Annotated in this window: 18 protein-coding genes and 1 pseudogene; 3 read left to right on the top strand and 16 right to left on the bottom strand. The window is 63.6% G+C overall.

Features of this window, described 5'->3' with window-relative positions; all coding sequences use genetic code 11:
* Positions 1 to 17 precede the first annotated feature (17 nt).
* A complete protein-coding gene (locus tag EYS21_RS13165; protein WP_131133666.1) occupies positions 18 to 401 on the bottom strand; it encodes a MarR family transcriptional regulator in 384 nt (127 codons plus the stop codon).
* A gap of 85 nt (positions 402 to 486) precedes the next feature.
* Between EYS21_RS13165 and EYS21_RS13160 the strand changes: the two genes are divergently transcribed.
* Positions 487 to 1,986, top strand: coding sequence for an MFS transporter (locus EYS21_RS13160; protein ID WP_131133665.1), 1,500 nt, complete (start codon positions 487 to 489; stop codon positions 1,984 to 1,986).
* Between the two features lie 3 nt (positions 1,987 to 1,989).
* Here the strand turns inward: EYS21_RS13160 and EYS21_RS13155 are convergent, their stop codons facing one another.
* The 8 genes from EYS21_RS13155 to EYS21_RS13120 all read right to left on the bottom strand — a co-directional run bounded on the left by EYS21_RS13155 (position 1,990) and on the right by EYS21_RS13120 (position 9,805).
* Entirely contained in the window at positions 1,990 to 2,451 is a 462-nt protein-coding gene (locus EYS21_RS13155; RefSeq protein WP_131133664.1) for a DUF1349 domain-containing protein, read from the bottom strand.
* A gap of 25 nt (positions 2,452 to 2,476) precedes the next feature.
* Positions 2,477 to 2,692 (bottom strand): hypothetical protein, encoded by a 216-nt coding sequence (locus EYS21_RS13150; RefSeq protein WP_131133663.1) that lies wholly within the window; start codon positions 2,690 to 2,692, stop codon positions 2,477 to 2,479.
* A gap of 34 nt (positions 2,693 to 2,726) precedes the next feature.
* The gene (galE, locus tag EYS21_RS13145) at positions 2,727 to 3,701 is read right to left on the bottom strand and encodes a UDP-glucose 4-epimerase GalE (protein ID WP_131133662.1); all 975 of its coding nucleotides are present in this window, start codon (positions 3,699 to 3,701) and stop codon (positions 2,727 to 2,729) included.
* The gene (locus EYS21_RS13140) at positions 3,698 to 4,675 is read right to left on the bottom strand and encodes an aldose 1-epimerase family protein (RefSeq protein ID WP_165478311.1); all 978 of its coding nucleotides are present in this window, start codon (positions 4,673 to 4,675) and stop codon (positions 3,698 to 3,700) included. The genes galE and EYS21_RS13140 overlap by 4 nt, the downstream gene beginning before the upstream one ends.
* A 7-nt stretch (positions 4,676 to 4,682) precedes the next feature.
* Positions 4,683 to 6,470: a beta-galactosidase gene (locus EYS21_RS13135; protein WP_131133660.1), complete on the bottom strand. Its 1,788-nt coding sequence runs from the start codon at positions 6,468 to 6,470 to the stop codon at positions 4,683 to 4,685.
* A 74-nt stretch (positions 6,471 to 6,544) separates the two neighbouring features.
* A complete protein-coding gene (locus tag EYS21_RS13130) occupies positions 6,545 to 7,891 on the bottom strand; it encodes a sugar ABC transporter substrate-binding protein (protein WP_131133659.1) in 1,347 nt (448 codons plus the stop codon).
* 90 nt (positions 7,892 to 7,981) lie between these two features.
* Positions 7,982 to 8,788 (bottom strand): carbohydrate ABC transporter permease, encoded by an 807-nt coding sequence (locus EYS21_RS13125; protein WP_242633438.1) that lies wholly within the window; start codon positions 8,786 to 8,788, stop codon positions 7,982 to 7,984.
* Positions 8,789 to 8,956: 168 nt separating this feature from the next.
* The gene (locus EYS21_RS13120; RefSeq protein WP_242633417.1) at positions 8,957 to 9,805 is read right to left on the bottom strand and encodes a sugar ABC transporter permease; all 849 of its coding nucleotides are present in this window, start codon (positions 9,803 to 9,805) and stop codon (positions 8,957 to 8,959) included.
* Between the two features lie 139 nt (positions 9,806 to 9,944).
* Between EYS21_RS13120 and EYS21_RS13115 the strand changes: the two genes are divergently transcribed.
* Positions 9,945 to 11,030, top strand: a complete 1,086-nt coding sequence (locus EYS21_RS13115) for a LacI family DNA-binding transcriptional regulator (protein ID WP_131133936.1) — start codon at positions 9,945 to 9,947, stop codon at positions 11,028 to 11,030.
* A gap of 24 nt (positions 11,031 to 11,054) precedes the next feature.
* On the opposite strand, the gene EYS21_RS13110 is transcribed toward EYS21_RS13115, so the two are convergent.
* The 5 genes from EYS21_RS13110 to EYS21_RS13090 form a co-directional block, all read right to left on the bottom strand.
* Positions 11,055 to 11,957, bottom strand: a complete 903-nt coding sequence (locus EYS21_RS13110) for a carbohydrate ABC transporter permease (RefSeq protein WP_131133656.1) — start codon at positions 11,955 to 11,957, stop codon at positions 11,055 to 11,057.
* Entirely contained in the window at positions 11,954 to 12,961 is a 1,008-nt protein-coding gene (locus tag EYS21_RS13105; RefSeq protein ID WP_131133655.1) for a sugar ABC transporter permease, read from the bottom strand. The genes EYS21_RS13110 and EYS21_RS13105 overlap by 4 nt, the downstream gene beginning before the upstream one ends.
* A gap of 20 nt (positions 12,962 to 12,981) precedes the next feature.
* Positions 12,982 to 14,298, bottom strand: coding sequence for an extracellular solute-binding protein (locus tag EYS21_RS13100; RefSeq protein ID WP_131133654.1), 1,317 nt, complete (start codon positions 14,296 to 14,298; stop codon positions 12,982 to 12,984).
* A gap of 254 nt (positions 14,299 to 14,552) precedes the next feature.
* Entirely contained in the window at positions 14,553 to 18,857 is a 4,305-nt protein-coding gene (locus tag EYS21_RS13095; RefSeq protein WP_131133653.1) for a glycoside hydrolase, read from the bottom strand.
* A gap of 110 nt (positions 18,858 to 18,967) precedes the next feature.
* Complete coding sequence (locus tag EYS21_RS13090) at positions 18,968 to 19,591, bottom strand: TetR/AcrR family transcriptional regulator (RefSeq protein ID WP_165478310.1); 624 nt, start codon at positions 19,589 to 19,591, stop codon at positions 18,968 to 18,970.
* Positions 19,592 to 19,666: 75 nt separating this feature from the next.
* On the opposite strand from EYS21_RS13090, the gene EYS21_RS13085 reads away from it, so the two are divergent.
* Positions 19,667 to 20,452, top strand: a complete 786-nt coding sequence (locus EYS21_RS13085) for a DUF4386 family protein (RefSeq protein ID WP_165478309.1) — start codon at positions 19,667 to 19,669, stop codon at positions 20,450 to 20,452.
* Here the strand turns inward: EYS21_RS13085 and EYS21_RS13080 are convergent.
* Positions 20,446 to 22,200, bottom strand: a complete 1,755-nt coding sequence (locus EYS21_RS13080; RefSeq protein WP_131133650.1) for a thiamine pyrophosphate-dependent enzyme — start codon at positions 22,198 to 22,200, stop codon at positions 20,446 to 20,448. The genes EYS21_RS13085 and EYS21_RS13080 overlap by 7 nt on opposite strands.
* Before the next feature lie 56 nt (positions 22,201 to 22,256).
* Positions 22,257 to 22,531 (bottom strand): annotated as a pseudogene (locus EYS21_RS13075) (L-asparagine permease); the annotation flags it as partial.

The following is a 22,531-nucleotide window of genomic DNA, read 5'->3' as shown; positions in this document are numbered from 1 at the left end:
TCACAAGACGCTGACGGTTAATCAGTGCCCAAGTTTTCCCGGAGCAGGGCGCGGTGCTCGACGGCGGCCTGCCGGTGGAGTGCGCGGCCGGCGTCCGTGAGCTCCAGGTACAGTGAGCGCCGGTCATCCTCGCAGGACTGGCGGGAAATGAGCCCGGCTTTGTCGAGCCGGTCCACCACCTTGGACATGGCGCTCTGGGTCATCGGCGTGCGCTCACCGAGTTGCTTCATGCGGCATGCCGCGTCGGCGCTTTCGGCCACGAGGTCCAGGATTTCAAACTCCGTCAGGCCGATGTTGAACTTCGACTCCAGCGCACGCTCCAGCGCTCCAGCGGTTTGGAAGTACGTGGTCTGCATGCTGCGCCATTGCTCAACCAGCTGGCGGTCCTGCGGTTTTGCCATGCAGCGATTCTAGTTCACGCCGCATCAAAAAGTCCACGTCATAATATTCCTTGTCATTCAATGACGCGTCATATAAGTTGTAGCCATGACTTCACCTTCCACCCTTGAAAGATCAGCCGGAGAACGGCTTACAGCTGTGCGCTGGACCCGGGCACAATGGATGCTCCTCCTGGTCCTGTGCACCGTCCTGGCACTCGACGCACTGGACGTATCAATGGTCGGTGTGGCCCTGCCCTCGATCGGCACCGAACTCCATCTCGGAACCGAATCCCTGCAGTGGATCGTCTCCGCCTACGTGCTCGGCTACGGAAGCCTGCTCCTGCTGGGCGGGCGGATGGCGGACCTGCTCGGCCGGCGGCGCATCTTCCTGATTGCGCTCAGCGTCTTCGCCGCCGCATCCCTGCTCGGCGGACTGGTGGATGACCCGGCCCTGCTGATCGCCACCCGTTTCGTCAAGGGCCTGGCCGCCGCATTCACGGCTCCCACTGCCTTCTCGATCATCACCACCAACTTCGCGGAGGGGCGCGAACGCAACCGCGCGTTGTCCATCTTCACCACATTCGGCGCCAGCGGGTTCTCCCTCGGCCTGGTTGTCGGAGGCCTCATGACGTCACTGAGCTGGCGCTGGACCTTCCTGGTCTCCGTTCCGGTGGCAGTCGCCGTCGTGATCCTTGGCCTGAAGTACATCCCCCGGGACGGCGCCGCGGGGCGGACCGCCGGCGGGGATCAGGAGAGCGGGCATGACGTCTGGGGCGCCGTCACGCTCGCGGCCGGCATGCTGGGGCTGGTGTACACGCTGGTAGCGGCGCCGGGGAACGGCTGGGGATCTGTGGCAACTATCGCCGGATTCGTAGCCTCCGCCGCGGTGCTGGCAGCGTTCGCCGTGATCGAAAACCGCGTCAGGCACCCCCTGATCCGGTTCAGCATCCTGAAGGAAGGCTGGGTTGCCCGGGCCAACCTCAGTGCCGTGGGCCTGTTCGGTTCCTACCTGAGTTTCCAGTTCATCCTGACGCTCTACCTGCAGTCCGTGCTGGGATGGACCCCCCTGGGCATGGCCCTGGCGCTGCTCCCCACCGGCCTGCTGGTTGCCTCGAGCGCACCCTTCGCGGACCGGCTCATCGAGAGGTTCGGCGCCCCGCGGCTGATCCTGACCGGGCTGGCGGCGTTGACCCTCGGATACGTGCTGTTCCTTCGTGTGGGCACCTCGCCCAATTACGTGACCGACATCCTGCCGTCCGTCCTGCTGCTGGGCGTCGGTTTCGCCCTGGCCTTCCCGTCCATCAATGTCCAGGCCACGGCGGGCATCCGGGATTCAGAACAAGGCCTGGCCGCAGGCCTGATCCAGACCAGCACGCAGGTCGGTGCCGCCCTGGTACTGGCCGTCACCACGGCCATGGTGAGCGGCCACGGCAATGCACCCGATGCAGGTGCCGCCGTCGATGCTGCCGCGATGCTGGAACAGTACCGGCCCGGACTGATCCTCAGCGCCGCGGTGGCCGTGGCTGCTCTCCTGATCGCCGCGACGCCCAGGTTATCTCCGCGCACGAGGCGACAGCCGGAAGTTGTAACCGACGGGCGTCTCTAGTCGTCAGCTGCCGTCGCGAAGGTTCTCCGGTGTTTGGTCGGTGAATTGGATGCTGTCAAAGCCTGCCACGCAGCTCTGGCCCATGGGTGCCTGCGACATGAAACCAACGTTCACAGGCTTCACCGTGTTGGTCACAACGGTGACCACCATGGCTTCCCCGTGCGGAGAATATTCGAAACAGAGCTTCGCCCAGTGGTCGCTGTCCGCCCACAAAGCCAGCACGCCGGCGTCGAACGTTGTCCTGGACGAGACCACCAGGACCCTGGCCGACAGCGAAAACGACGCGGGAGCCGTGAACGCGAGCGCCGATGCGCGGTGTTGCTGTTCGCCTCCGAGTGAATCGTTGCTCCAGTCCACACCGGCCGCGGCTGTCAGGGTCAGCATGCCGTCAGCCTGGTCATAGACCGCGTGACTGGGCGCCGACGTCCAAGCTAACGTCGGGAGCCCTGCTATCTCTGGGATCATTCCGTGCTCCTTGAGGGTCATCCCGTCAGATGTCCTGTTTCTCATACGTGTAGCCGTAGGGTACTTCCGGGGAAAGTTCCACCGTGAAGCGCGCGTGGGCAACCCGGGTGACCAGGATTCCGCGGCGGCCCTCGTGGCGGGCGCGCTGCTCCGCTGCCCGTACTGCGGCGTTGAGATGTTGTTCCATGCTGGTTTTGCTGGTGACTGTGATGGTGGCCAGCAGTTCCGGGGCGTCGATCATAGTGCTCCTTGGGGATGAGCGGTGTTGGGGTCCGCTAGAGAGTGGATGTTGCCTGGTTTCCGGCAGCCGTCCACGCACTGGAGATCATGTCCCGCAGTGAGTGCCGTGGCTCCCAGCCGATGTCGCGGCGCGCCAGTTCGCCAGAGGCCACGATCCGGGCAGGATCACCCGGCCGGGCTGCGCAGATTTGCGGGCTGAACTGTATGCCCGTCGCCAAGGCCATTTCGGCCATGATCTCCCTGACGGAAACACCGGACCCGCTCCCCAGGTTGTACACGGCCCCCAGCTCCGCGCCGTCCTGAAGCTTCCGGGCCGCGGCGACGTGGGCCGCAGCGACGTCGGAGACATGGACGTAGTCCCGGACGCAGCTGCCATCCGGCGTCGCGTACGTGGTGCCGAAGATCTTCGGGGTCGATCCTTCTTTGAGTGCCTCGAAGACCAGTGGAAAGAGATTGTGCGGGCTGGTGTCGCTGACGTCCGGCGTGCCGGAGCCAACCACGTTGAAGTACCGCAGGGACGTGTGGCGCAGCCCGGTTGCCCGTGCCTGGTCAGCAATGAGCCATTCCCCGATGAGCTTGGATTCCCCATAGGGGGATTCGGGGTTGGTGGGGGTTGCTTCGGTAACCACCCCAGCGGCCGTGTTCCCGTAGACGGCAGCGCTGGAGGAGAACACGATCGCTGGAACGGAGGCCGCCTCCATGGCCGCCAGCAGGTTACCGGTCCCGGTCACGTTCTGGAAGTACGTGTGCAGCGGCCATTCGACCGAGACACCCGCGTACTTGAAGCCCGCCAGATGGATGACTCCTGCCACGTCATGGCGGGCAAAGGCTTCCTTGAGAAAGAGGGGGTCCAGCAGGGAGCCTTCCTCGAAGGTGGCCCCATCCGGCACGAATTCTCGGCGGCCACTGGACAGGTCGTCGATGACCACCACCTCGTGGCTGTCTTCCATGAGTGCCCGGGCCACGTGTGAGCCGATGTATCCGGCCCCTCCTGTTACAAGCCATGTCATGACTGGTTGTCTCCTCTGTCCTTGGTGCCCGGCTTGCGGGCGAATCTGTGGGCGATGCCCCAGGATGAGCGCCAGGTCTCCCCGGGTTCGAGCCATCGCAGGCCGGCGCCTGAGTTGAAGGCATCCGGAAGTGCGGTCATGGGTTCGACGGCGACGGCGGTCCGGTGGCCGCCGGCCGGGTACTGGTTGGTTGTGTAGACCTGCGCGTAGCGGTAGTTCCCGTCGCCCCAGACCTCCACGGAGTCTCCGTTGGGTGCTTCAAGGGTGTGCCGGTAGGTCCCGTCCGGCGACGCGGCGAGGTCAAAGAAGGCGGTGTCAAGCTCAAGCCAGCCCACCTTGGGCCCTGCTGAAAGATCGAAGGATGTTCCGGACACCGGCCCGGACCCGATGGGGTTCAGGCGGTCGTCCACCATCACGTAGGAGGCTGCGGCGACCGTGAGCGAGACTTCCTCCGTAGGGGTTTCACCGACACGGATATAGGGATGCGCGCCGATGGCCGCGGGGGCAGGGTGCGCGGAGAGGTTGGTCAGCGTGTGGATCACCGTCAGTCCCTTGACGGACACGGCATACGTGGTCTCCACGACCAGGGAGAAGGGGTAGCCCCTGCTCGGCAGGATCCGGACATGAAGCGTCAGCTCGTCGGCAGCCTGGCGGACCACCCTGTGGGGCTGGTCCTTGACCAGCCCGTGAATGGCATTGCCGCGCTCAGGCTCATTGACGGCCAGCTGGAACACGTCCCCGTTGTGCTCCCATCGTCCGTCGCGGACCCTGTTGGGCCAGGGAATGAGGATCTCCCCCTCGCAATGCTTGGGCAGCCCGTGTTCCGGGAACTCCTCGATCAGCGGCTCGCCGTCCACTGTGAGGCTGCGGATGGTGCCGCCGATCTCGGTGATGGTGGCCGTCACAAGGCGGCCGCCCTCGGCGGAATAAATCCGGAACTGCCGGCCGGTTGGTAGGGCGGTGGTGGTGGTCATTCGCATGTCAGAACTCGGTATGGCCCAGGTGATGGGCGGCAACGAAGGAAACAGCACGGGTGCCGGCTGCCTGGAGTTCAAGGATCGTGATGTTGTTGCCCTGCTTCCGCAGCAGCGGGCCAGGGACGTACAGCGTGGCCTGCGGACCGCGCGACCAGTACCGGCCGAGGCAGAAGCCGTTGATCCAGACGACGCCTTTGGTCCAGCCGTCGGTGGAAAGGAAGAGATCCGCCGGTTCGGGCAGGTCCGTGGTTTCGGGCAGGTCAAAGGTCCCGTGCACGAAGGCCGGGCCTGTCACTCCGGCGTCCCGGCTCGGCGGCGCGTCCGCCAGGGTCTGCACGACGGGGCCGATGTCCTGCAGCTGAAGCGGTAGGAGGTCCCATTGCCGGAGGGCCTCGCCATTGATCCTGACAGCACCAATGAGGCCCTTCGGCTCCCCCAGCCTAGGTCCGTAATCCACGCGTCCCTGGTCCTCAACCAGGATCTCCAAAGTTCCGCTGGCATGGGAAGGCAGAGCAAGCGATTTCTCGTGGTGGTCACGGGACAGGATGCCGAGCGCCTGGCCGTCGAGGAAAACCTGGGCGCGGTCGCGGACCTCGCCGAACTCCAGGACTGCGGGCCCGGAGATGTCGATTCGGGTGCGGTACAGGGTGAAGCCCGAGTAATGGCCGACGTTGTCAGAGGTGCGCAGCCCGCCGTGCGATGTCCAGTAGCCCAGCCCGTCGAGGCACTCCCACAGTGGAAGTGATTTGGTCAGCGGTACCGTCAACCCGGTCCCCGGCCGACGGGGTACCGGCACGTCGTCGTCGTCGAGTTCCGCGTACTTGGAGATGACCTCACGGAAGGCCCAGTACTTGGGTGTCGGGTTGCCGGCCTCGTCCAGGGGTGCGTCGTAGTCGTAGCTGGTGACGATGGGCTGGTAGACGCCCTTGTCGTTCGCTCCGTTGGTGAACCCGAAGTTGGTGCCGCCGTGGAACATGTAGATGTTCACGGATGCGCCGAGGCCCAGCAGCACGTCGAGGTCGCGGGCAGACTGCTCCACGGTGGTGGTGTGGTGGTGCGCACCCCAGTGGTCGAACCATCCCACCCAGAATTCGGAACACATCAGCGGGCCAGTGGGCTGGTGGCGGCGAAGTGTCTCCAGCCGTTCGGCGGCGCGGGAACCGAAGGACCCGGTCTTGTGCAGCTCCGGCAGGCTGCCGTTGGCCAGCATGTCGTCCTGGGGCTGGTCCACCGTGGTGAAGGGCACGGTCAGGCCGATTTCGCGGTTGATCTTCACGAGCTTCTCCAGGTAGAAGCGGTCAGCGCCGTAAGCGCCGTACTCGTTCTCAATCTGGATCAGGATGACCGGTCCTCCGGCGTCCACCTGACGGGGAACAAGGATCGGTGCGAGCTGCTCAAAGTATTGGGATACGGCTGCCATGTAGACCGGATCATCGGCCCGGATCGCCGCGGCGCCGCGATCGAACAACCAGGCAGGCAGCCCGCCGTTGTCCCACTCCGCGCAGATGTAGGGCCCCGGGCGCACGATCGCGTGCATTCCTTCCGCGGCGACCAGATCGAGGAAGCGCCCCAGGTCGAGGCCGCCGGTGGAGTCGAAGGCCCCCGGGGACGTAGCATGCGCGTTCCAGGGGATATACGTTTCGATCGTATTCAGCCCCATCTGCCTGGCCTTCCGGATCCGGTCCGCCCACTGATCCGGATGGACGCGGAAGTAGTGCAGGGCGCCGGACAGGATGCGGTGGGGCTGGCCGTCAAGCATGAAGTCCTGCTCGCCGATAGTGAAGGTTGGCATGGGGGGAAATCCAATCTGAAATGGTGGAACGGGAGTCCAGGGCCGGGAGTGCGGCCCTGGACCCGCGCCACGTACTACTTGGTGGAAACGGTGAAGCCTTGCTGCTGGCCGTACTTCGCGGTGGCGTCCTGCCAGGCCTGGAGCCCGCCGTTCAGGTCGCCCTTGGAGCCGTAGGCCTGGCCGACGGTGTCGCTGAAGATGCTGTTGGCGTAGGCCTGGAACGGAAGGTAGCTCCATCCCGGAACGACGTCCTTGGATGCCTGGACGAGGACCTCGTTGATCTTCTGTCCGCCGAAGTAGGCGCTTTCGGCGTTGAGGAATGACTCGCTCTGCAGGTCGGCCGTGGTGGAGGGGAATCCGCCGTTGGCGGCATGGATCTTTGAACCTTCCGGGCCGTTGGCGAACTGCAGGAAGCCGTAGGCTGCCGCCTTGTTCTTGCTCTGCTTCAGCACGGCGTCGCCGCCGCCGCCGTTCTCTGCCGCGGCCGCCTTGCCCTCCTCGTACGTCGGCATCGGGGCTACGCGCCACTTCCCGCTGCCGGCCTCAGCACCCGATTCCAGGCTTGCTGGCATCCAGGCACCGATGATCAGCGTGGCAATGCTGCCGTCCGAGAGGCCCTTGTACCATTCATCGCTCCAGCTGGTGACGGGCGCCAGGAGATCGTCCTTGAGCAACTGGTTCCAGGTGCCGGTCCACTTCTTGGCGCCTTCGTCCTGTAGATCCACGCTGACGTTCGTGTTTCCGTCCAGCGTGTACGGCTTCCCGCCGGCCTGCCAGATCATGCTGGTGGCGAAGCCGGCATCGCCGGTGTCGCTGGTGATGTAGGCGTTCGGGTCCGCGGCGTGGAGCTTTTTACCCGCAGCAACATACTCATCCCAGGTGGCCGGGACGCTGATGCCGTGCTTTTCGAATACATCGGCCCGGTAGAACATAGCCATCGGTCCGGAATCCTGCGGGAGGGCATAAACGCCGCCGTTCAGGCTCACGGACCCCCAGGTCGACTCCGTGTAGTTGTCCTTGAGCTCCTCGGCGCCGAAGTCCTTCAGGTCAACCAGGGCATCGGACAGGGCGAACTGCGGCAGCGCGTTGTATTCGATCTGGGCCACGTCCGGTGCGCCGGTTCCGGCCTTCACCGCATTCTGCAGCTTGGTGTAGTGCGTGTTGCCGGTTCCGACGTTCTCCAGGTTGACGTGGACCTTGGGGTACTTCGCCTCGAAGGCCTCCACGATCGGCTCGAGCTGCGGCGCCCAGCCCCAGACGGTGAGCGTCGTTTCGGTCTGCAATGCCGTGGCGATGTCATCGGCGGTTGCGCCTTCGGCGCCGGCGTTTCCGGGGCTGCTGCAGGCCGCGAGGCCGCCGACCAGGAGGCTTGCTGCCAAGGCAGCGGTGGCCACCCGCCGGAAGCGGTGGTTGTTCTTCATTGAATTGGTGCCTTTCAAATCATTGTCCCGGGGGACGGTTGATGCGGTTGGAGAACGCCCGACGGCGGCAGGTCGCCGTCGTCGGGTCTGTTACTTCACGCTTCCGGCGGACAGTCCTGACTGCCAGAAGCGCTGGAGAAAGAGGAAGGCGCCCACGATGGGCACGATGGTCAGCAGGGATCCGGTGATAACGAGGTTGTAGATGGCCTCGCCGCCCGCCGTGGTCGCCTGGGCGTTCCAGCTGTTGAGCCCGACCGTGAGCGGGTACCAGGTGGACTGGCTCAACATGATCAGGGGAAGGAAGTAGTTATTCCAGGTGGCCACCACGGTGAACAGCAGGACGGTGATGAAACCCGGAGCCAGCATCCGCAACGAGATCGTGAAGAACGTCCTGAACTCCCCCGCCCCGTCCACGCGGGCCGCTTCCAGGACTTCCGTGGGCACAGCCTCGAGTGCGTAGATCCACACCAGGTAGAGCCCGAACGGGCTGATCAGCGACGGGATGATGACCGACCATGGGGTGTTGGTAAGCCCCATCTGGCTGAACATCAGAAATGTGGGCACCGCCAGGGCGGTTCCGGGAACCGCCACCGCGCCGAGGACTACGGCAAAGACGCCACGTTTGCCCGGGAAATCAAACTTGGCCAGGCCGTAACCCGCGAGGGTGGCGAGGAACGTTGCCCCGCCCGCGCCCGCCACGACATAGAGCACGGTGTTCGCCAGCCAGCGCAGGAATTCGCCGTCGTTGTAGGTCAGGGTGCCGGTGATGTTGTCCCACAGGGCGAAGTCGCTGGAGAACCACAGGCCGAACGAGCTGAAGAGCGATGACTGGGTCTTCGTGGAATTGACGATAAGCCAGAACAGCGGAAGGAGGGCGTAGACCGCCATGACACCCATCAGGACGGTGAGGAGGATCGACGTGCGCTTCCGGGTGACGCCGCCGCGCCGCCGGGCGCTGAACTTTGGGGCCGGAAACTTTGGCGGCTTCGACGCCGGTGAGGGTGACGGCGCCGGTAACGTGGCGGCCGCTTCGGCCTGGGCGGGGCTCAGATGTACGGACATGGGCTAGGCATCCTTTCGTGAGCCGGAGATCTGGACGATGTAGGCAACCACCACCGTGAGGACGCCCATGATGATGGAGATCGCCGCGGCATAGTTGAACTGCTGGCCCGCAAACGAGAGGTTGAACGCGTACATGTTGGGCGTGAAGTAGGAGCTGATGGAGTTCGGGGCCAGGGCCTTGAGGATGTTCGGTTCGTTGAACAGCTGGAAGCTGCCGATGACCGAGAAGATGCTCGCAATGCCGATGGCGCCGCGGATGGAGGGGAGCTTGATGCTCCGGATGACCCGGAATGTGCCCGCTCCGTCAAGATCGGCGGCCTCGTAGAGTTCAGCGGGAATGACCTTGAGCGCCGAGTAGAAGATCAGCATGTTGTAGCCGGTGAATTCCCAGGTGTTGATGTTCCCGATCGCTGCGAGCACCCAGCTCGAGGAAAGCGGCTCCGGCAGGTCCAGCCCGAAGAAATCGTTGAGGCTGCCGAACAGTCCGAACCGCGGACCGTAGATGAAACCCCACATCAGCGTGGCCACAACGGCCGGCACCGCGTACGGGAGGAAGACCGAAATGCGGAAGAACGACGACGCGCGGAGCCGGCCGCTGTCCAGGGCCAGGGCAGCAAACAGCGCGAGGAACAACATGATGGGGACCTGGACCACCAGGAAGACCGCCACCCTGGTCACCGAGTCCCAAAACTGCGGGTCGGACAGCGCCTGCAGATAGTTGGCGCCGGCAACGAATTTGTCGCCGCCCACCATCTGGTTCTGGAAAAGACTCAGGTAGAAGGCGTAAAGGACCGGTGCGATGAATACCAGCACAAAGACGACCATGAACGGGCCCACAAAGGCCCATCCCATCCATCGTCCAGCACGTTTCCTGGATTTCACCGCGGGTGGGGCGTAAGCCACCGACGACGTCGTTGTCATGATAATTTCGTCTCTTCTCGCTATGTTTACGCAAACATCTTGGGAAGAACTGTAGCATGTTTAGGTGAACATGCAAGAGGACAGTGGAGCCAGGACAGCCCAAGCCGCCCCGTCAAACGGCGCACGGAAACCGGCTTCGGGAACCAGCCGCGCGTCCCGGGGTCCGTCCATCGGGGACGTCGCTAAGGCGGCCGGCGTCTCATCGCAAACCGTCTCGCGGGTTTCGAACGGCCTCACGAACGTCGAAGAGAAAACCAAGAACCGCGTCCTGGACGCCATGAAGCAGCTCGGTTACAGGCCCAACAGGGCAGCGAGGGCGCTGAAAAGCGGGCAGTTCAAATCCATCGGCGTCATCATGTTCACGCTTTCAAGCTTTGGCAACATGCGCACCCTGGACGCGATTGCCACCGCCGCCTCACAGGCCGGCTACTCCGTCACGCTCATCCCCCTGCACGACCCCACCACCGGAACCGTCTCGTCGGCATACCACCGCCTGCGGGAACAGGAGGTGGACGGCGTCGTCATCATCTTCGAGGCGCACCTGCTCGACCGCGCCGACATCACGCTGCCGGAAGACCTCCCCGCGGTCGTGATCGACTCAAACCCCGGCTCCGGCTATCCGATGGTGGACACGGACCAGGCCGAAGGGGCCCGGCTCGCCACCAAGCACCTTCTTGATTTGGGCCATCGGCAGGTGTGGCACATCGGCGGCCCGCCGTCGTCGTTCTCCGCCCAGCACCGGGAGGAATCCTGGAAACGGACCCTGGAAGACGCAGGCATCGACGCACCCCTGGTTCTGCACGGCGACTGGTCGACCGAGTCCGGGTATCAAATCGGCCTGGAGCTTGGCCGCAACCCCGAGATGACCGCCATTTTTGCCGCCAACGACCAAATGGCGCTGGGCGCGATGCGTGCACTTCATGAGCTGGGCCGCGCCATTCCGGAGGACGTCAGCGTGGTTGGATTCGACGACCTCGAGGAGTCCACCTCATTCTGGCCGCCTCTGACCACCATCCGCCAGGACTTCCATGCGGTAGGACGCCTGAGCATCGAAAACCTGCTTCAGCAGATGGCCGGGAACAGCCCCGTGAATGAGGCCACCAAGGTTCCTACGCAACTGGTGGTGCGCAAGAGCACCGCCGAGCCAGCAAAGTAAAGGCTGGCCCGGCGGCGTCCGGGGCTACCCCTTGCTGGAGCCTAGGGTCAGTCCGGCGACGAACTGCCGTTGCAGGACCAGGTAGATGATCAGCGTCGGGATGAGCGTGATCATGGCGCCGGCTGCGATCAGGTTGTAATCGCTGAGGAACTGCCCCTGCAGGTTGTTGATGGCAGTGGTAATCGGCAGCCTGTCCCCGCTTTGGATAAACAGCAGGGGCCAGAAGAAGTCGTTATAGATAAAGATGACTTCCAGGGTCCCCAAGGCAGCGAGGGCAGGACGGCACAGGGGCAGGATGATGCTCCAGTACTGCCGCCAGATACCGGCACCGTCCACCAGCGCCGCTTCCGTCAGGTCGGACGGGAGAGCCTTCATATAGTTCGACAACACAAAAGTGCAGAAGCCGATCTGGAAGGCTGTGTCCGCGAGGATGACCGCAATGTAGGTATTGAGCAGGTTTCCGGAATCGCTGAACCAGTACGGCAGCGAGACGTGCTTGAACATTTCGAACAGCGGGGCGGCGAGGACCTGCGGTGGCAGGAGGTTGCCTGCCGTGAACATGATCAGCAGCGTGACATTGAATTTCCAGCTGACGCGGGACACGGCGAAGGCCATCATGGACGCGAAGAGGAGCGTGAACACTACAGCTGGGACCGTGATCAGGACAGCGTTCAGGAAGTACTTGGAAAATCCACCCTGCGTCCATGCCTGGACGAAGTTGTTGAAACCGAAGCTGCCTCCAAAGCTGAAGTAGCCGTACTTGTCGGTGTCTGCTTTGGGCCGGAGCGCTGTATACATGGACCAGACGAGCGGAACCAGCCACAGGGCGGCCACTGCGATCAGGAAGATGTGCGTGCCGTAGTGGCGTTTGCCTGACTTGCCGGGTTTGCCGGTCTGGACAGGACGGGTGCGGGCGATGGTGCTCATGCCTCTTTCTCCTTGCCAAAGGTGCGGATGAGGTAGAAGACAATCGGTACCAGCGAGATCACCAGGAGCACGACGGCGAGGGCCGAACCAACGCCGATCACCTGGCCCTCGCCGATCAGGTTCTGGATCACCAGGGCGCTGAGCAGTTCAAGCCCGTTGGTGCCGCGGTTGATCACGTAGACGATGTCGAAGGCACGCAGCGATTCGATGATGGTGATGACTACGATCACGATGTTCACCGGGCGCATGGCCGGGAAAACCACCCTGAAGAATGTCTGGACGGCGTTGGCGCCGTCAATCGACGCAGCTTCCCTGAGGGAGGGGTCCACGCCCTTGAGGCCTGCCAGATACAGGATCATGACGTAGCCCGCATGCCGCCACGTTGCAGCAATCATGGCGGCCCAGATATTGACGTTCGAGTCACCGAACCAGTCGACTGCCTGGGGCGTCCCGGCCGTGCCGAGCAGGTAGTTCAGCAGTCCGCTGTCGCGGTTGTAGAACAGCTGCCAGATGATGCCGATCAACGCCAGGGAAAGCATGACAGGCGTGAAGAAGATGCTCTGGTAGATCTTGCTTCCGCGGATTTTCTGATCGAGGAGGACCGCCAGCAGCAGGCCCAGCGGCGTTGCGATCAGTGCCAGGAAGGCGAGCCACAAAACGTTGTGCTGGATTGCCGGCCAGAACGGCGGATAGTTCTGGCTGATGAACTCATAGTTGTCCGTCCCCGCCGGCCTGATGTCTGAAACGTCCAGGCCATTCCAGCGGGTAAAGCTCAGGGCAATCGAGAACAGCGTGGGCAGCCAGACGAACAGCAGTTGGATCAGGGTGGGAAGGCCCACCATAACCCCGAGGACGATCTTGTCGCGGCGGCTGAGCCGGCGGACCCTGCCCCTCTTCTTCCGGGCCGTTGCGGGGACGGCCGTCCGGGAGACTTGCTGCCGTTCCCGGGCTCCCCCGGGTGGATCGCTGTTGGGGGAGGCCGGTTTCTCGGCTGTGGCGCTCATGGAAATTCCTTTGGTCAACGCTATTGGGCCGCGTAGAGCGATTTTGCCTGGGCTTCGAGGTTCTTCACGTCGACGCTTCCGTCCTTGATGAAGGACTGCAGTGCCGGGATCATCACGTTGTTTGCCATGGCCGGCAGGGCGTCGCGGTCCAGGAACTGGCTGATGTACTTGGCGTTGGCAATGGTGTCAGCGCACTTCTTGTTCAACGGGGAGTACTTGGACGTGTCAGCGCCCTTGACCGTGGCGATGTTCGATGTGTCCACGGCCGCATAGGCGTTCTGGCCTTCCGCGGAGCCCATAAAGGCCAGGAAGTCGTGTGCCGCCTGGTTCTGGCCGCCCTTCTTTGACAGCAGCAGTCCGTCGATGGGGGCTTCCACGGCGTCTGTCCCCTCCATCGCAATTTCCGGGAAGGGGAAGAAATCGATGTCGGCAAGCACTGCGGGATCCGTGAACTGCTGTGTCACGAACGAACCCAGGAGGTACATGCCAGTCTTCTTTGCCTCAAGGGCCTTGGCTGCGTCCTGCCACGTCTGTCCCAGGGCGGCCGGGTCCTGGAAGGGCAGGAGCGCCTTCCAGGTGTCGAAGACGTCGCTGACCTTCTTCTGGTCCCAGCTCTCTTTGTGGGCGGTCAGGTCCACGTGGAACTGGTAGCCGTTGAGCCGCATGTTGATGTAGTCGAAGGTGCCCATGGCGGGCCAGCCGTCCTTGTCGGCGAAGCCGATCGGAATGATGCCGTCAGCCTTCATCCTGGCCGCCAGGGTTGTCAGCTCGTCGAAGGTGGCCGGGACTGCATAGCCCCTTTCAGCCCACAGGCTCTTCCGGTAGAAGAAGCCCCAGGGGTAGTTGTAGTTGGGAACCAGGTACATCTTGCCGTCGGGACCGGTGGAAGCTTTCTTCATGGCGTCGGAGAAGTTGCCGCCAATCTTTTCCCAGACGTCGTCGACCGGGGCCAGCAGGCCCTTCTCGGCGTAGTACTGCATGCGGTAGCCGGCAAACCAGGTGAAGGACTCATCCGGGCTGCCCTGCAGGTAGGAGTTGATCTTGTTCTGGAAGTCGTTGTGGGGCACCACGTTGGTCGCGACGTCGATGCCGGATTTCTTGGTGAAGGCGTCCGTTACTGCCTTGTAGGCGTTCCGGGGTACTTCGTCGGAGGAGCCGGAACCAAACGTCAGGCTCTTCGATGTGGAACCTGGTGCCGGACCGGACCCTCCGGTGCAGGCTGTCAGCAGCGGGAAGCCTGCCACACCGACCGCGCCGATACCCAAGGTCTTGAGGAAGGTTCGCCGGCCAGGACCGGCGGCTTCGGCTGTCCGGACAGGACCAATATTTGTTGCCATGACTACTCCTTTGGAGGTGATTCTGTGCGCCTCATCGCGCACCCTGCATCGTGTATTTCTGGGGACTCAGTAGCTATAGTTTGCGCCTGCGAGACGCGGAATGGTGCGGTTTTCGTTAAGTATGATGCTTCCGTAATTTTGTCATGTTCACGTAAACATCATCATGTAGGAAGTTTACGTAAACATGGTGTGGTTGGCAAGGGAATCTGCCAAGCCAAGTGGCACGCCGGGTGACGGGCCACTTGGCCTACGAGTCAGCTGCAGGTCGCTGCGCTGTACGCGGCGTCCTTCGTTACTGTGACAGGCTGGCCATTGACCGTACCCGTCGCCTGGACGGACACCACACCGGCCTGGATGGAGACAGCACGGGTGGAGAAGGCGTGAACGGCGTTCTTGCCAGGCTTGACGGCGGAGAAGGACTTGGTCCCGAACGCCGAGGTGAACTTCATCTGGACCGAAGAAGCCTCATTGTTCGTCGCCTGGACGTTCACCACAGCCTTGCCGGAAACGCACTTGGTGCTGGCCACCGCGGTGACGTTCAGGGTTGGCGTCGGCGGCGTCGTGGTGGCCGGAACCGGATTGGCAATAATCAGCCAGCTGAGCTGCACGTCCGGTCCCCTGGTGGGGCTGAGCGCAAAGGCCAGCTTCCCGTCAGTGCCCACAGTGACGTTCTGGTAGGCGGCGGACTGGTACTCGCCGCTGTAGTCGTGGTCGGCTTCGACCACCGCACCATTGACCGTCACCTTGGCTCCGCGGTCGTCCCATTGAGCCCAGGGATCGTAGTAGCCGGCGTAGACCGTGTACGTCCCGGGGGCGAGGTCGCCGAAGCGGTACGTCAGGTCCCGCCCACTGGCCGCGTACCGGAGCGTCGTGAAGATGTTGCCGTCAACGGTGCCTGTGACTCCGCTGCCTTCGCTCTCGTAGCCCCACGATTTTCCAGTCGCCGGGTCTGCCCCGTACGGCTGGTCAGCGGCGCTGTTCAGGACGGAACCTTCCTGCTGCTCCGCGGCATTCATCAGCGCTGCCCAGTCGGACGTTTGCTGCCCGCCGGCGTTCACCGCGTAGCGGATCCCCTCCGGAACCACCGGGATGGTCCGGGTGAACGTTCGGTTACCGAAACCTGGGAGCGTGCCGGTGGCGGTAATGATGCCCACGGTGCTGGCGCTGCCGGTAACCTGCCAGGTCACGGGCTGCGACGAGCTTTGGCCGTTCTGCGTGACCGTCACGGAGTTGACGTTGAAGGCCGCACCGACAGCAAGGCTGGACGGAACTCCAGTGACGTTCCACGCAGAGTTGCCATCGAGGTCCTCGAGGCGCCATTCAGAGGGTGACAGGACGCTGATGGTCTTTCCGCCCTCGCCCATCTGGATGGGCAGCCAGACCATTGGCGCGGTTGCCAGGGCCTGGTCCGATCCGCCGTTCCAGCGGTCACCCATGTAGATGAACTTGCCGTTCGCTGCGTCGACCGGGATGACAGAGGATGGCTGCGAGTTATTGGAGTTCCAGGCGACGTCGCTGCTGAACGGGTTCGGCATCTGTGTCCACTGGCCCAGGATGCTGGTTGACGTGCCGTACTCTGACGGATTCGGCGACCAGCCGGTTGTTCCCGAGGTGATGATGAAGTAGCGGCCCTGGTATTTGAAGATGGCCGGTGATTCGCGGGATACGTTGACGAACGCACGCCGGAAGTCGATGCCCTCCACGGCTGTATCCGGCGAGGCGGACAGGTAGGTGTAGTCAGCGTTGAGTTTCGAGATGAACATGGTCTTGTTCTCTTCGCTGGAGTAGATGATGTAGCCGGTGCCGTCGTCATCTACGAAGAGGTTCATGTCCCTGGCCATGCCGGGGTTGTTCGGGGCGAGGTTGGTGGGATCGCCGGCAGCTGCCTTGTGAAGACGGTAGCTGTCGATGTACCGGAACGGACCGAACGGTGAATCGGACACTGCGACACCGGCATTGGCCTTGGCGTACTGCGCGGTGGACCACTCCGAGGGACCATCGGCGTGGACCCACATGACCCACTTGTTGGTTGCCGCGTTGTAGATGACCTTGGGCCGTTCAAGGATGGGCGGGGTTTCACCATTCACGGGAACGGTTCCGAGGTCGCGGTAGACGGCATTCTTCTGCTCGGTGGTGTAGCCCGAGTACAGGTTCTGGAAGTACGGATCGTTGCTGAACTGGTCCGGGGAGGACATGGCCTTGAGGGCTACTCCTTCATCCTTCCAGTTGTAGAGATCGTAGGAGCTGTAGGCGTGCACACCTGGCGAGGAGTGGTAGCCGTTGGTGCGGTCTTCCCCGTACAGGTAGTAGATGGTCCGGCCTTCGGAGTCCTTGGAAGTGACAACCTGGCCGCCGTGGGCCTGGATAAGGTTGCCGTTGTTGTCCCGCCATTCCTGGCCGGGCCGGAAGCTCGTGTAGCCGGTGCCTTCACTCGCAGTGCGCAAGGTGAACGCCTGGTTGGCGCCGCCGTTCGAGGTCCACAGACCAATCCAGGAGCCGGCAGCTGTGGCCTGGTTTGCAACATCCAGGACCTGTTCGCGTGCGGCATTGAGGAGGCTGAACGATGTTCCGTCCGTGGTGTTGAAGAGCCACTGGGCCGAGCTGTCCGCGCTGGCTTCCTGGTCAGTGAGGGTGCGCAGGACGGTTCCGCTGGCATCGGCGGCCAAAGCGCGGCCATCGGCGAGCCTGAGGACAAAGCGGTCCCGGGTGGTGCCGTCTTCGTCAGCGATGCGGGTGGCGGTCCACACCTGAGTGGGTGCGGCGACGGAATCGCCAAGGACCGTTGCGGGGCCGCTGGAGGCTGTCACGGCGCGGCCGCTCTGGACTCCGACGAAGCTGTAGGACTGTCCGACCTGTACGGCCGGCGCATCGGCCGCGACACCGGATGCCCCGTTCACGACGAAGGTGGTCACGGACTTGGCGGGCACCGTCAGGGTTGCCGAACGCGTTCCTGCGTCGATGGCGACGGCGGTGCCGCTCACCAGCGCGTTGGCGGTGGGGCTGCCCGCGGGTGACTCAGTGGTGACCACCGGGGTAACGGTGGCACCGGCACCGATCGTGGCGAACCTGGACAGGTCCAGTTTCACGGTCCTGGCCTGGTCGGAATCGTTGGTGTGCACCATGACCGCGCCAGAACCATCATTTTTCACGGCAGACGTGGTTTTGCCGTCGCTGGTGGGGATGATCCGGTCGCCGGGTTCGATGTAGTGGGTGAAGTTGCGGATGGTGTTGTACTTCGAGTTCACCCCGCTGCGGCACGAGGGATCCGCTGCACCGTCAGCGATGCGCCGGGCGGAGTCGCCGTCGGCATTGCAGTCGAAGTCGATGAAGACCGATCCCCAGTTCTTCTTCTCGCCCAGTTCCATGTTGTACAGGTCTTCAACCGGCTGCCACAGCACCCAGGATTCGGGGTCGAGCTCGCGCAGGTCGTCGGTGATGCGCGTCGCCATGCCCAGGCCGTTGTCGATGCTGTTGGGGTTCCAGGAGTCACCTCCCCAGTTGCCTTCAACTTCGCTCATCGACAACGGCTTGCCTGCAGACTTGGCGATATCGCGGACCCTCATCCGGTCCCCGGTGGAGTACGTGTGGACGTTGAGCTGGCTCACGGCCTGCTTTGTTTCCGGGGTCCAGCCGTTCCAGTCCTCGACGAACCGGCTGGGGGACGTCTCATCCGGTCCGGACACTTTTGCTTCAGTGGTGGTCCCCTGCTCTGCGAGCTCGGCAGCCATGGCGGTCAGCACCTGCGACTGCAGGGCAGGGCCGGCGTGGGCGCCTTCCTGTCCGCCGCCGTTCGGCAGGCCATCGCCGCCGATGGTTGTCTTCCAGTAGTTGGTGTTGGGCTCGTTGAGCGGGTTGATGGTGTCGAAGCTGATGCCGCTCGACTGCTCCACGTGCTGGGCGGCGGTCTTGAGGTAGTTGACGAACTTGCCGATCGCGTCGGGTTTGATCTGGTCTGCGTTGGGGTCGAGCCCGCCGCTGACGTAGCCGCTTTCGGTCATGAAGTAAGGCGGCGAGTTACTGAACGCCTCCCACGTGGTCACCTTGTCCTTGATGGCTGCGATCCAGGCCCGCTGCGAGGCATCGGCTTCAAGGTTGTAGTCGGAAGCGTTCTGGCCGCTCCACGCCGCGAGGAAGCGGTCCCGGTCAGCGTAGTTCGCTGTGATGGGTCCGGCCTGGTCCGACAGCCCGGCTGCCGGATTCCACCAGCCGGGAACTGCGCCTCCGGGACGGAGGTAATCGGGAATGTCACCGGCGTTGCCACCACCGATGTTGTAGCGGGCAATATTCAGGTTCAGGCCGTCGTCGCCGAAGACCTTGTCTATCAGGTCGCTGCGAATGGCTTCCGGGTATTGACCGGTGGCGTTGGCCATCCAGACGAGGCTGGTGCCCCATCCTTTGAATGCCGGTCCGGCCTGGGCCGGGTTGGGCGTCAGGACGACGTCGGGCTCCGCAGCTGAGGCGGTGGACGGTAACAGCGGGAGACCGGCCAGGGCGAGGGTTGATGCGGCGATTGCCGCTGCGATGCGTAAACGCGACGATGCGTTCGAGGTCGACAACATTGTCTAAATCCAATCCGTTCATGTTTACGTGAACATAGATGAGTTTACGTAAACATAGCGCGGCCCCCGCGAGTCCGTCAAGGGATATTTTTGGGCGTCTCCCCGACCGGTCAGACCGGCCCTGTTGGTGCGGTGATCAGCTGGGCCACGAGGGTTGCCCCAAGCCACCGCTCATAGCGGTCCGCCGACCAGCCGCGTTCCTCGACGAGCTCCCGGTAGATTTCCTCATTCGAGAAACACCACAGGAGGTCGCTTGCGGTTGATTCGTCCACCCCGGGGGCGAGATCGGTACGCAGGTCGTGGATAAACCCGGCTAAGGTTCGGGCCCGGTTGTCCAGCACCTTGCGGTAGTCGGCGGCGACGTTCGGATCTGCCGCCGCCGCCTGGCGGTGGATGGATATGACGTCGTAACTCGTCTCCATCTGCCGGCGCACCAGTTGCGCCCACAGGCCAAGGCGGCGAGAGGCATCGGGTTCTGCGGTGGCCTGCGCCATCAGTTCCGGAATTTTCGAGTCCCGCATCATGGCCTGGCGCATGCCTTCGAGCAGGGCACGTTTGTTCCCAAACGCCGCATAGATGGTTTGGGGGGCGACCCCTGCCTCCGCGGCAATTGAGTCAATGGTGGTGGCTGTCCATCCATTGGCCGCCATCAACGCCCGTGCGGCGGCAATGACGCGGTCCTTGGTTTCCTGGGCTTGGCGCTGCCGGTGCGTCAGGGGGCGGGAAGGCATCATCATTTCAGTATAGTCAAGCCGCACTCAATGGAGTATAACTTGGTTCATTAGAGTACAACTAACGCGAGGATGCGGATGATGTCGAACTCACCAGAAATGAAGGGCGCCCCAAGGATGCCTGCGACCGCCCACAAACGCCGTTTCCTCGAAAGCAGAGCGCGGCGCATGACCGGTTGGTGCGGGATCGGGATGGTCGTCGCCATCCTGGTGAATGGCCCCCTGTCGCAGGCGGTGCAAAGAATACCGAGCTACTGGGACGCGGACGCAGGCGGGAAAATCGCTGTGTACCTGCAGGACGGAGCGAACGTCGATCACATGGTGGTCTTCTTCGCCCTGTCGAATCTCATCTTCGTATTTGGGATCGGATTCTTCGCGGGATTGCGGCGCGTCAGCAACCAGTCAGACCTCTCGGATTGGGTAAGCGGGGTGGTTTCCATCGGCTCGGCAGTCTTTCTCGCCGGGGGGCTGCTGTCCGAGACAATGTCGACCGGGATCGCGGTAGTGCTGCGTTCAACCCCCGGCTACCAGCTCGACGTTAATGCCGCTCTTCTCCTGCAGGGACTGTGGTCTACCGCAATCGCTCAGGGACAGGTGGCTTTGGGCGTCGTCGCAGTCACCATCAGCGTCAGCTCCCTGCTGGCAGGCGGCCTGCCCAGGTGGCTCGCCTGGTTTGGTGTCATCGCCGGCATCGTGACCATTCTGCGGCCAGTGCTCATCACCCAGATACCGCTGTTCATCGTCTCCTTCCAGCCGATGTTCCTCTGGATCGCCGCGCTCTCCGTCTTCCTCCTCAGGGCAGCGGACGACGGGGGCACGTCCCGCCGTCGTCCGCTTCCCTTGAAGGATTACTCGGCTCAGTAAGCCTTGACGCGCTGTTCCACGATGAGATGGACGAGGGCGAAGACGCCGTCCTCATCGATGGCCGCCAGGGCAGCGTCCAGTGCCGCCGGAACGTCACAGTCCTCGGTGACAGTGATTCCGAATCCGCCGAAGGCCCGGGCCATCAGGCCGAAGTCCGGATTCTTCAGCTGGGTTCCGGAGACGCGTGAGGGGTAGTGCCGCTCCTGGTGGGTGCGGATGGTGCCGTATTCCTGGTTGTCCATGACGATCACCAGCGGCGTGGCGCCGTACTGGGCGGCGGTGGCCAGTTCCTGGCCGTTCATGAGGAACTCCCCGTCCCCCGCGATGGTGACCACCCGGCGCCGGGGTTCGGCCAGCGAGGCCGCGATGGCCGACGGGACCGAGTAGCCCATTGAGCCGTTGCGGGCGCTGATCATGGAGGCGTAGCGGCGGGTGGGGAAATAGCGGTGGGCCCAGTTCGTGTGCTCGCCCGCGCCGAACGTCACCATTGAGTCCTGCGGCAGCCTTGGCACCAGGTTGGCCATCAGGGTGTCCATCCTTGCCTGCCCCTCAGCCGGCGCGGCAGATGGCAGCGCGGCGAACCGCGCCTGTTCACCCCGCATCCGGTCCGTCCACGCCTTCCACTCCTCCTTCACCGGCAGGTCGATGCCCACAAGGTCGCGGACAAAGGCCTCCGGCTTGGCCAGGATCTGGCGCGAAACGGGCCCCGACCGGCCACGGAGTGAGGGGTCCACTGTGACCAGGAAGTTCTTTTTGTTCCAGTCCTGCCGGCAGAGAAATCCGTCCGTAATCACATCGCCCGGCACAGTCCCCACAAACACCAGCAGATCCGTTTCCTCCAGCAAGTCGTAGGTGGGGCGGGGGCGGCCGTAGCCAATCGGGCCCACATAGGAGGGGGAATCGAAGGAGACCGTTCCCTGCGTCCGCCATTCAGCTGCCGCTGGGATGTTGTGCCGTTCCAGCCATCCCGTCAGCTGGTCCGCTGCTTCCTGTGTCCAGTCGTTGCCGCCGGTGACGAAGAGCGGCTTGCGTGACTCTGCCAGTGCGGCCGTCAGGGCGGCAGCGTCGGTGCTGCTCATGCCGCCGGCCGCCACCGGAATGACGGGGTGAATCGCCGGGTCAATCTGCTGCCGGATGATGTCCTCCGGCAGCCCCACCACCACAGGGCCCGGCCGCCCGCTCATGGCCGCAAACATCGCCTCAGCCACGATCTCGGACGCCCGCTCCGGGTGGTCAAGGACCATCACACGCTTCGCGCCCGTATCGAACCAGGCCTTGATGTCGAACTCCTGAAACGCCTCGCGGTCCCGGTGTGCGAAGGGGATCAGGCCGACGAACAGCAACATGGGAGTGGAATCCTGCCACGCGGTGTGCAGCCCCACATGTGCATTGGCAGCCCCGGGCCCCCGGGTCACCATGGCGATGCCCGGACGCTGGTTCATCTTCCCGTCGGCCTCGGCCATGTAGGAGGCGCCGCCCTCGTGCCGGCAGACGATGGTCTCAATGTCCGATGCGTGCAGGCCGTCCAGCACATCGAGGAAGCTCTCGCCGGGAACCACGTAGGTGCGCTCCACGCCGTGGGCCACCAGCGAATCAACAATCACGTGCCCCGCTGACTTCAGTGCCGGGAGGACATCGGTCTTGGGAGCGTCCGGGTGACGGGCCTGCCGGGAGCCTTGATCGGGGTTCCCGACGGCGGCGGGCAGGGTGTGGGATGCGGTCAGGGTTGCTTCGGTTTCCGTTGTCATGGGCTTTCTTTGGCTGTTTGGACTGGTTTGGCGTTGGTAGTGGATGGTGCGGTGTTTTATCTGAAGGTCTTGGCCGGTGGATTGGCGATGACGGGGGCTGTGCCGGTGTAGCCGTCGCGGGTTTCGGCGATTTCGCGGATCCGTTTGCGGCAGGCGTACCAGCCGAACACCATGAGGGCGCAGGCGATGGCGGTGACGAGCATAGTCAGGGGTGAGTCGATGAAGACCATGACCAGGACGCTGGCCAGGAAGAGCAGGGAGAGGTAGCCGGTGTAGGGGGCGCCGAACATCCGGAAGGAGGGGCGTTCGAGCCAGCCTTTGTCGGCCCAGC

This window comes from Arthrobacter sp. S39 (assembly GCF_004320525.1).
Lineage (GTDB): Bacteria > Actinomycetota > Actinomycetes > Actinomycetales > Micrococcaceae > Arthrobacter.
Note: the sequence above shows the minus strand (reverse complement) of the source record. Positions and strands in the feature narration are given on the sequence as shown.